Source organism: Kribbia dieselivorans NBRC 106261, assembly GCF_001552435.1.
GTDB lineage: Bacteria > Actinomycetota > Actinomycetes > Actinomycetales > Dermatophilaceae > Kribbia > Kribbia dieselivorans.
The window spans coordinates 1-10,560 of sequence record NZ_BCRE01000164.1; the positions used below are offsets into that span (position 1 = coordinate 1).

9 protein-coding genes are annotated in these 10,560 nt (G+C 69.9%); 8 read left to right on the top strand and 1 reads right to left on the bottom strand.

Annotated features, from left to right (window positions below; translation table 11 throughout):
• Positions 1-68: 68 nt before the first annotated feature.
• The gene (locus KD1_RS12955; protein ID WP_068402554.1) at positions 69-857 is read right to left on the bottom strand and encodes a dioxygenase family protein; all 789 of its coding nucleotides are present in this window, start codon (positions 855-857) and stop codon (positions 69-71) included.
• 137 nt (positions 858-994) lie between these two features.
• Between KD1_RS12955 and topA the strand changes: the two genes are divergently transcribed.
• The 8 genes from topA to KD1_RS12995 all read left to right on the top strand — a co-directional run.
• Entirely contained in the window at positions 995-3,934 is a 2,940-nt protein-coding gene (gene topA, locus KD1_RS12960; RefSeq protein WP_068402556.1) for a type I DNA topoisomerase, read from the top strand.
• Complete coding sequence (locus KD1_RS12965; protein WP_068402558.1) at positions 3,931-5,157, top strand: MFS transporter; 1,227 nt, start codon at positions 3,931-3,933, stop codon at positions 5,155-5,157. Before topA ends, KD1_RS12965 begins: the two co-directional genes overlap by 4 nt.
• Positions 5,158-5,171: 14 nt before the next feature.
• Complete coding sequence (locus KD1_RS12970; protein ID WP_068402560.1) at positions 5,172-6,704, top strand: ABC transporter substrate-binding protein; 1,533 nt, start codon at positions 5,172-5,174, stop codon at positions 6,702-6,704.
• A gap of 7 nt (positions 6,705-6,711) precedes the next feature.
• On the top strand, positions 6,712-7,659 hold the full coding sequence (locus KD1_RS12975) for an ABC transporter permease (protein ID WP_068402562.1): 948 nt from the start codon (positions 6,712-6,714) through the stop codon (positions 7,657-7,659).
• Positions 7,656-8,501, top strand: a complete 846-nt coding sequence (locus KD1_RS12980; protein WP_068402564.1) for an ABC transporter permease — start codon at positions 7,656-7,658, stop codon at positions 8,499-8,501. Before KD1_RS12975 ends, KD1_RS12980 begins: the two co-directional genes overlap by 4 nt.
• Positions 8,498-9,472 (top strand): ABC transporter ATP-binding protein, encoded by a 975-nt coding sequence (locus KD1_RS17670; protein ID WP_068402566.1) that lies wholly within the window; start codon positions 8,498-8,500, stop codon positions 9,470-9,472. The genes KD1_RS12980 and KD1_RS17670 overlap by 4 nt, the downstream gene beginning before the upstream one ends.
• The gene (locus KD1_RS17675) at positions 9,472-10,278 is read left to right on the top strand and encodes an ABC transporter ATP-binding protein (protein WP_068402568.1); all 807 of its coding nucleotides are present in this window, start codon (positions 9,472-9,474) and stop codon (positions 10,276-10,278) included. Before KD1_RS17670 ends, KD1_RS17675 begins: the two co-directional genes overlap by 1 nt.
• Position 10,279: 1 nt before the next feature.
• On the top strand, positions 10,280-10,560 hold a 281-nt coding region (locus KD1_RS12995), incomplete at its 3' end, for a P1 family peptidase (RefSeq protein ID WP_174521112.1).

Genomic DNA, 10,560 nt, shown 5'->3' on the forward strand with positions numbered 1-10,560 from the left:
CCTCAGGAGTCCTGAGGCGGCCCGAAACCATCACTCGGCGTGTGGGGAGGAGGGTGCGAAGGGGAAACTCAGGCGAACTGCCAGGAACGCTTGCTCAGCCCGAACCAGAAACCCTCGATCGCGACCGAGGCGTCGATGCCCGTGCTCGCGTCGGCCGCGCCGAGCGAGACGTACAGCGGCGCCCAGTGCTCCGTGCGCGGGTGCGCGACATGCGCGGCCGGAGCGCGGTTCTCGAAGTCGAGGATCGCGTCGACATCTCCGCGGTCGAGGGCTTCAGCGGCCCAGTGGTCGAACTCGGCGCTGGCCGCCGGGGGAGGCGTGTTCGGCCCGGCAGACGGGTTGAACCACCGCAGGTTGTGCGTGGTGAATCCCGAACCGATGATGAGCGTGCCCTCCTCGCGCAGCGGCGCCAGTTCGCGACCGAGCTCGAAGAGCGACTTCGGGTCCAGCGTCGGCAGCGACAGCTGGATCACCGGAACATCGGCCTCGGGGAACATTTCGACGAGCGGCACGTACGCTCCGTGGTCCAGCCCGCGGGTCTCGTCGTGCGCAACATGATGCCCGGCCCCGCCGACGACCTGCTCGACGCGCGCGGCCAACTCCGGCGCGAGCGGAGCGTCGTAGGTCACCTGGTAGTACCGCTCCGGGAACCCCCAGAAGTCGTACACCAGCGGCACCTTGGTCGCACTGGCCGTCAGCGAGACGGGCGCGGCCTCCCAGTGCGCCGACACCATGAGGATGTTCTTCGGTGTGGGCAAGGTCGACGACCACCGGGCCAGCTCGGCGGTCCACACGGGGTCATCCGCCAGCGGGGGAGCGCCGTGGCTGAGAAACAGGATGGGTTGGTGGTCGGTCATATGACCAGAATGACACACTGTTGAATATTCAACAAGACCCTGTGAGGTGACACCTCCGACAAAGGGGTTACCGTGGGGCCCGTTCGGGTCGAGGCAGCGACGAATCCGCTGCACCCGCACGGTCACTAAGGAGAAGCGTGTCCCGAAAGCTTGTCATCGTCGAGTCACCGGCCAAGGCCAAGACCATTGCCGGGTACCTCGGCCCCGACTTCGACGTCGAGGCGTCCGTCGGCCACATCCGCGACATTCCCACGCCCTCCGAGATGCCCGCCGAGGTCAAGAAGGGCCCCTTCGGCCGCTTCGGCGTCGACGTCGACAACGGCTTCGAGCCGTACTACGTCGTCGACAACGACAAGAAGAAGAAGGTCGCCGACCTCAAACGGGCCCTGAAGAACGCCGACGAGCTCTACCTCGCCACCGATGAGGACCGCGAGGGCGAGGCCATCGCCTGGCACCTGCTCGAGACCCTCAAGCCGAAGGTCCCGGTCAAGCGGATGACCTTCAACGAGGTCACCAAGGAGGCCATCCAGCGCGCGGTGAACAACACCCGCGAGCTCGACACCCGCCTCGTCGACGCCCAGGAGACCCGCCGCATCCTCGACCGCCTCTACGGCTATGAGGTCTCGCCGGTGCTGTGGCGCAAGATCAAGCAGGGCCTCTCGGCCGGGCGCGTGCAGTCGGTGACGACCCGTCTGGTCGTCGAGCGCGAACGCGAGCGCATGAAGTTCGTCGAGGCGAGCTACTGGGACGTCGAGGGCGAGTTCACCCCCGACGCCCAGAGCAATGCCTTCACCGCCCGCCTGACCGGCGTCGACGGCCAACGCCTCGCCACCGGCCGCGACTTCGCCGACAACGGCACGCTCAAGTCCGAGACCGTCCGCCACCTCGACGAGGCCACGGCCACCGCGATCGCCGCCGCTGTCCAGCCGGCCGCGGTCTCCGTGCGCTCGGTGACGGAGAAGCCGTACACCCGCCGCCCGTCGGCGCCCTTCACCACGAGCACGCTGCAGCAGGAGGCCTCACGCAAGCTGCGCCTCTCCAGCCGCGACGCCATGCGCGTCGCCCAGCGCCTGTACGAGAACGGCTACATCACGTACATGCGTACCGACAGCACGAACCTGTCGGAGTCTGCCCTGACCGCCGCCCGCGCCCAGGCCCGCGACCTGTACGGCGCCGAGTACGTCCCCGACCAGCCCCGCCGCTACGCCAAGAAGGTCAAGAACGCCCAGGAGGCCCACGAGGCCATCCGCCCCGCCGGAGACCGTTTCCGCACCCCGGCGCAGGTCGCCGGTGAATTGCGCGGCGACGAGTTCCGCCTCTACGAGTTGATCTGGAAGCGCACCGTCGCCTCCCAGATGGCCGACGCGCGCGGGTCGACCGCGACCGTCAAGTTGGGCGCGACGATTTCCGGAGTCGCGAATGCGAGCGATGTCGAATTCACCGCATCCGGCACGGTCATCACCTTCCGCGGATTCCTTGCCGCCTACGAGGAGGGCCGCGACGAGGTCCGCGGCGGCGCCGACGCCACCGAGCAGGATCGCCGTCTGCCCAAGATGTCCGAGGGCGTCGCCCTGACCGTGCTGCGGGTCGCCGCCGACGGGCACCAGACCTCCCCGCCGCCGCGCTACACCGAGGCCACCCTGGTCAAGGCCATGGAGGAGATGGGCATCGGCCGCCCCTCGACCTACGCCTCGATCATCGGCACGATCACCGACCGCGGGTACGTGCGCCGCAAGGGCAACGCCCTCGTCCCGACCTGGCTCGCCTTCGCCGTCACCCGGCTGATGGAGGAGCACTTCGGCGGACTCGTCGACTACGACTTCACCGCCTCGATGGAGGAGGACCTCGACCAGATCGCCAACGGCGACCTCGACCGCGTCAACTGGCTCAGCCGGTTCTACTTCGGTGACGGTCAGACCGCGGACGCCACCACCGATCCGTCGGCCCCCGAATCCGGCCACCGCGGCCTGCACGACCTCGTCGCCGGGCTCGGCGACATCGATGCCCGGGCCATCTCGACGATCGAGCTCGGTGACGGCATGGTCGTGCGCGTCGGCCGGTACGGCCCCTACGTCGAAGAGGTCGCCCCGGCCGGGGTCGACCCGACCACGGGCGAGATCACCGGCGACCTCGATCAGTCTCCCGACGACGCTCCGTCAACCGCGACCACCCCGCGACGCGCGACGATCAACGACGACATCGACCCCGACCAACTCACCCCGGCGATGGCCCGCGAATTCCTCGAACGCGCCTCCGACGACGGCCGCGTGCTCGGCACGGACCCGGAGACCGGCCTGGAGATCGTCGCCCGGGACGGTCGCTATGGCCCCTACGTCACGGAGATCCTGCCCGAGACCGACGAGGCCCCCAAGCGTGGCAAGGCCAAGGTCAAGCCGCGCACCGCCTCGCTCTTCACGGGCATGGACCTGGCCACCATCGACCTCGACACCGCCCTGAAGCTGTTGTCGCTGCCGCGCGTGGTCGGCACCATCACCGAGACCACCACCAACGAGGACGGCACGACCAGCGAGACGGCCGTCGAGGTCACCGCCCAGAATGGGCGCTACGGGCCGTACCTGAAGAAGGGCACCGACTCGCGTTCACTGACCTCCGAGGACCAGATCTTCGACATCACGATCGAGCAGGCCAAGGAGATCTACGCCCAGCCGAAGCAGCGCGGCCGGGCCGCGGCCAAGCCGCCGCTGGCCGAGTTCGACGCCGATCCGGTCTCCGGGAAGAAGGTCGTCGTCAAGGACGGCCGGTTTGGGCCGTACGTCACCGACGGTGAGACGAACGCGACCCTGCGCCGTGACGACGACATCGCGACCCTGAGCGCCCAGCGGGCGTATGAGTTGCTCGCCGAGAAGCGCGCCAAGGGTCCGACGACGCGCAAGAAGGCCGCGAAGAAGGCCCCGGCGAAGAAGGCGACCACGAAGAAGACCACGGCCACGAAGAAGACGACGGCCACGAAGAAGACCGCGGCCACGAAGAAGACCACGGCCACGAAGAAGACCGCGGCGACGAAGACTGCGGCGACAAAGACTGCGGCGAAGGCCGCCGCCTCGACGCCGCAGTGACGCGCGAGCCGGCTGGGTTCGCCTGGTCCCGGATCGCCGTCCCCGCCTTCGGACCGCAGCTCCTGGCTGCGGCGGCGGTCGGGGCGATCACCCCGGTCCTGGCGATCCGCGCGCACGAACTCGGCGCGGGCATCACCGGCGCGGGCGTCATCATCGCCCTGCTGGGCCTGGGCAAACTCGCCGGCGCCCTGCCCGCCGGGGCGTTCGTCGCCCGATTCGGGGAGCGTCGTGCGCTCACCTGGGCGGGTGTCGGCGACATCATCACCATCGCCCTGGCCGGATTCGTCCCCCACCTGTGGGCCATGGGCGCGGCGGTCTTCGCGTCCGGGTTCGTCTCGGCGACGTTCTTCCTGGCCCGCCAGTCGTACATGATCGACGTCCTGCCGCCGGGTCGCATGGCGCGGGGCATGTCGATGCTCGGCGGCACCATGCGGATGGGCCTGTTCGTCGGACCGGCGGCCGGCGGCGCCCTGGTGCGGGTGCTCGGCACGCAGGGGGCGTACTGGGCGGCCCTCGGGTTCGCCGTGCTCTCGCTCGTCGTCATCGTCGCCTCGCCCGACCTGACCGGCGAACACGAACGCGACCGCGCCGACGCCGGCGGATCGACGTGGCGCACGCTCGTCGAACATCGCCGGGTCCTGCTCACGCTCGGCCTGGGCGTCGTCGTCATCTCCGCGCTGCGCGAGATCCGATTCGCCCTGCTGCCGCTGTGGGCCGTGCACATCGGCCTCGACGCGCAGCAGTCGTCGCTCGTGTTCGTCGTGGCCGGCTTCGTCGAGATGCTCATGTTCTACCCCGGCGGCTGGGCCATGGACCGGCTCGGTCGACGCTCCGTCGTGCTGCCGTTGACGCTCATTCTCAGCGTGTGTCTCATCGTGCTGCCGCTGGCCGACACCCTGAACCGGCTCATCGTCGTGGCCATGGCGATGGCCATCGGCAATGGACTCGGCTCCGGCGTCGTCATGACCATGGGCGCCGACGTCGCTCCGGACGCCAACCGCGCGCGCTTCCTCGGAGGCTGGCGGCTCATGGGCGAACTCGGCAATGCCGGTGGGCCGGTTCTGTTGACGATCCTCACAGCCGCGCTCACATTGGGGGCGGCCTCAGTAGTGTTGGGCGTCGGCGGCCTGCTCGGTGCTGTACACCTCGGTTACTGGGTTGGGCGCCTCGACCGACTTAGGGTGGGTTCGAGCACCACCCTGAGCACCGAGCCCACGACCTGATCGGAAGGCCTCCCATGAAGACGACGACCACCGCTGCCGCCTTGGTCGCGGCCGGCCTTGTCCTGGCCGCCTGCTCCGCCGGGTCGGGTTCGAGCGGGTCGAGTTCCACGACCTCGGGCACGGGCGGCTCCACGGGCCAGGCCGCGGTTGACACCGAACGGTTGCGCATCGGGTTGGTGGCCGAACCGTCGAACCTCGACTTCACCCGCACCGACGGAGCCGCGATCCCGCAGGCCCTGCTCGGGAACGTGTACGAGACCTTGGTGAAGGTCGACCAGGAGGGTGAGATCCAGCCGTCGCTGGCCACAAAGTACACCGTCAGCAAGGATCGCCGGACCTACACGTTCACCCTCAACACCAACGTCGTCTTTCACAACGGCACGGCCCTCACGGCCGACGACGTCGTCTACTCCATCAACCAGGTCAAGAAGCGCTGGACCGTCTCGCTGAAGTCGGCCATGGACGTCGTCACCAGCGCCAAGGCGACCAACCCCACGACAGTCACCGTCACCCTCAGCCGGCCGAGCAACCAGTGGCTGTACGCGATGACCACCCGCGTCGGGGCGATCTTCGACGACAAGGGCACCGCCGACCTGGCGAACCGACCGATCGGCTCGGGTCCGTACGAGTTCAAGGAGTGGAAGCGCGGCCAGTCGATCGCCCTGGCGCGCAACAGCCACTACTGGGGCGAGAAGCCGACGTTCGACAACGTGTCGTTCCAGTACTTCAAAGACCCGAACGCGCTCAACAGCGCGATGCTCTCGGGTGGGATCGACGTCATCGGCACCGTCCAGGCGCCCGAGTCGCTCGACCAGTTCGGGAACGGCGACTACCAGGTCATCCAGGGCACGACCAACGGTGAGGTCGTCCTGTCGTTCAACAACGGCAAGGGCATCTTCACCGACAAAAAGGCCCGCCAGGCGGTGCGCTACGCGATCGACCACCAGGCGCTGCTCGACACGTGCTGGGCCGGGCGCGGCACGCTCATCGGCTCGATGGTTCCCCCGACCGACCCGTGGTACGAGGACCGCACCGGCGACTACCCGTACAACCCCGACAAGGCCAAGCAGCTCGTCGGCGAGCTGACAACCACGACGATCCGCCTGCGGGTGCCGACGTTGCCGTACGCGACCGCGTGCGGGCAGGTCGTCGAGTCCCAGCTCAAGGACGTCGGCTTCGACGTCACCACCGACCAGCTCGAGTTCCCCGCGACCTGGCTGACCGAGGTCTTCACCAACGCCGACTACGACGCCTCGATCGTCGCCCACGTCGAGCCCCGCGATCTGGGCGCGGTCTTCGGCAACCCGAAGTACTACACCCGCTACAACAACCCGACCCTGCGGGCGGCGCTGGCCAAGGCCGACCGCGGCACCCCGGAGCAGCAGATCAGCGAGATGAAGGACGCCGCGCGCATCATCAGCGAGGACGCCGCGGCCGACTTCCTCTTCCTCATGCCCAACCTCATGGTGGCCAAGCCGGGCATCACCGGCCTGCCGCAGAACGCGATCACCGAGTCCTTCGACCTGGCCGCGCTCGGCACGAACTGAGGCCGGCGTGCTGTGGCGGCTGCTCACCCGCACCGGGGTGTTGCTGGTGAGCCTGGCCGTCGCGTCCGTGGCGGTGTTCGCGACGATGAACATCCTCCCCGGCGACCCGGCCGAGGTGGCCTTGGGCGTCAACGCCACCGAGGGCGCCAAGGCGGCGCTGCGCACGGAGTTCGGTCTCGACCGACCCCTGCCGGTGCAGTACGCCGACTGGATGGGCGGGATGCTGACGTTCGACCCCGGCATCTCCTATGTCAGCAAGGCCGCGATCGGCCCGCAGGTCCTCGACCGCCTGCTGGTCACGCTGTGGCTGGTCGGAGCGGCGATGGCCCTGGCGATCCTCGTGGCCGTGCCGATGGGCACGTGGATGGCGGTGCGCCACCGGCACCCCGATGGCGTCGCGCTGGCCGCGGTCAGCCAGGTCGGGGTCGCTGTGCCGGCCTTCCTCGTCGGGGTGCTGTTCATCGCCGTGTTTGCGGTGCGCCTGCGGTGGCTGCCTTCGGGCGGCTGGGTGGCCCCGGCCGATGATCCGGTCGAGTTCGTCCGCCACCTTGTGCTGCCGGCCACCGCGCTGGCCCTCGTCCAGGCCGCCGTGCTGAGTCGGTACGTGCGCTCGGCCGTGCTCGACGTGCTGCGCGAGGACTACCTGCGCACCGCCCGCGCGAAGGGCCTGACCCCGGTGGGGGCCATGGTCCGGCACGGGCTGCGCAACGCCGCGATCCCGGTCGTCACCGTCCTCGGGTTGCAATTGGCCACGCTGCTCGTCGGCGCCGTCGTCGTCGAGCAGGTCTTCACCCTCCCGGGCCTGGGCACGCTGCTGCTCGGCGCGGTCGGCCAACGTGATCTGCTCATGGTCCAGACCGTCGTCATGCTGCTCGTGGCCGCGGTGCTCATCATCAACTGGCTCGTCGACCTCGTCTACGTCGTCCTCGACCCCCGGCTGCGGGTGGCGCGATGACGAGCCTGCTACGACGCTCCGGCCTGGGTCGCCTCAACGCCTCGCTCGTGCTGGGCGGAACCCTCGTGACCCTCGTGGCGCTCGCCGCGCTCGTGTCGATCGTCTGGACCCCCTACCCGCCGATGCGGGTGCTCTCCGGCGTGGGCAACTTCGATCCACCGAGCGGGTCCCACTGGTTCGGTATCGGGTTCCGTCGCGACATCTTCAGCCAGGTCATTGCCGGAGCGCAGACCACGCTGCTCGTCGGTGTCGTCGCCGTCGGTCTGGCGGCGCTGGTCGGAGTGCCGTTGGGCCTGGTGGCCGCGATGGGCCCACGGTGGCTCTCCGAACTCGTCATGCGCACCTCCGATCTCGTGCTGGCCTTCCCCGCGCTGCTGCTGGCGATCATGCTCGCCGCGATCTACGGCCAGGGGCGGGTCGTGGCCATGGTCGCGATCGGCATCGCCTCGATCCCGACGTTCGCGCGGGTGACGCGCTCGGGCTCCCTGGCCGTGCTCGCCTCCGACTTCGTGTTGGCCGCGCGCGCCGCCGGCCGCGGCCCCCTGGGGATCGCCGTGCGGCACGTGCTCCCGAACATCGCCGGCCTGCTCATCGTGCAGGCCTCAGTCGCGTTCGCCTTGGCCATCCTCGCCGAGGCGGCGTTGGCCTACCTCGGGCTCGGCACCCCGCCCGACACCCCGTCGTGGGGGCGGATGCTGCTCGAGGCGACGCCGGTGCTGCACCGCGCTCCGCATCTGGCGATCTTCCCCGGCCTCGCCATCGCCATCAGCGTCCTGGGGTTCAACCTGCTCGGTGACGGCTTGCGCGACCGTCTCGACCCGAAGCTCCTGGAGCGGTCATGACGACCGATCAGCCCGGCCGCCCGGCCCTGCAGGTACGCGACCTGTCGGTCACCACGCGCAGCGGGACCCATCTGCTCAGCGACCTGACCTTCGCCATCGCCGACGGTGAGCGGGTGGGGTTGATCGGGGAGTCGGGCTCGGGCAAGTCGCTGACCGCGCTCGCCGTGATGGGCCTGCTCTCGGAGTCCCTGACCGCGACCGGGGGGATCCGGGTCAGCGGGCACGAACGAAACCTCATCGGTGAACGCGAAGGGGCGCTGTCGCGGTTGCGCGGCACGACAATGGCGATGGTGTTCCAGGAGCCGATGACCGCGCTCAACCCGACGATGCGGGTCGGCCAGCAGGTCGCCGAGGTGCTGACGATCCACCGGCGCGCGCGGGGGGCGCAGGCCCGTGAACGGGCGGTCGCGCTGCTCGACCAGGTCGGCCTGCCCGAGCCGGCCGAGACCGCGCACGCGTTCCCGCACCAACTCTCCGGCGGGCAGCGGCAACGGGTCGTCATCGCGATGGCGTTGGCCAACGACCCCGCGCTGCTTGTGTGCGACGAGCCGACCACGGCACTGGACGTCACCGTCCAGGACAAGGTGCTCGGGCTGATCGTCGACGGTGTCGAGGCCCGGGACGCGGCGTTGCTGTTCATCACCCATGACCTCGCAGTCGTGTCGCGGGTCTGTGAGCGGGTGCTCGTCATGTACGGCGGGCGGATCGTCGAATCCGGCCCGGTGGGCCAGGTGTTCGCCGCGCCGCGTCACCACTACACCGCCGGGCTCGTCGCGGCCAGCGCGTTGACCGGGCCGCGTGGCGGTCTGTCGGCGATCCCGGGGACCGTGCCGTCGGCAGGGCGTTTCCCGACCGGCTGTGTCTTCCGCACCCGCTGCGCCGCCGCCACCAGCGAGTGCGAGATCCAGCCACGCTGGGACGCGGCGGGGGCCCAGGGGTGGGCCTGTCATCACCCGATCGGAGCGTCGTGATGGGAGCACCGATCATCGAGGTCGATCGCGTCAGTCGCGTCTACCATCGCGCGCGGCGCTCGCTGACCCGCCCCGCGCCGGTCGTGCAGGCGTTGCGGGAGGTGTCGCTGACCGTCGAGGCCGGGGAGCGTCTCGGGATCGTGGGGGAGTCCGGATCGGGCAAGTCGACCCTGCTGCGCCACATCGCCGGTCTGGAACAGCCGACCTCGGGGACGATCCGGTTCGACGGCAAGGACATCTCGGGGCTCTCCGGGCGCCGACTGGGGTTCCTGCGCGACCGGCTCCAGCTCGTCTTCCAGGACCCGATGGGCAGCCTGGACCCGCGCATGACCGTGGCGCAGATCGTGGCCGAGCCGCTGCACGCGCGCCGGGTGCGTGATGCCGCGGCCCGGGTCGAGGAGGTGCTCGCCGCCGTCGGACTGCCGGCCGAGGCCGCGGGGCGCTACCCCCATCAGTTCAGCGGCGGTCAGCGGCAACGCATCTCGATTGCGCGCGCGCTGACGGTCAGCCCCGACGTGCTGCTGGCCGACGAACCGGTGTCGGCGTTGGACGTCTCGGTGCGCGCCCAGGTGCTCAACCTCATCAGCACGCTCGTCGACGCCCGCGACCTCACCCTCGTGTTCGTCAGCCATGACCTCTCGGTCATCCGTCACCTGTGCGACCGGGTCGTCGTCATGCGCGCCGGCCAGATCGTCGAGGACGGCCCGACCGAGCAGGTGTGGCGCGACCCACAGCACGACTACACGCGCCGGTTGATCGCCGCGATCCCCGCGATGCCGGCCGACACCCACCGATCGGAGATCTGACATGTCAGACCTGCACGCGGCCAACGGATTCGCCCCGGCCGGACCGACCAACTCGATCGTCGACGTCGCCGGGCTCCGGGTCGGTCACACCGAACGCGTCGGGGAGGGCTGGCTCACCGGCACGACGGTCGTGCTCGCGCCGGAGGGCGGAGCGGTCGCCGGCGTGGATGTGCGCGGCGGCGGCCCCGGCACGCGCGAAACCGACCTGCTCGACCCCCGCAACCTCGTCGAGCGGGTGCACGCGATCACCCTGACGGGCGGCTCGGCGTTCGGGCTGGCGGG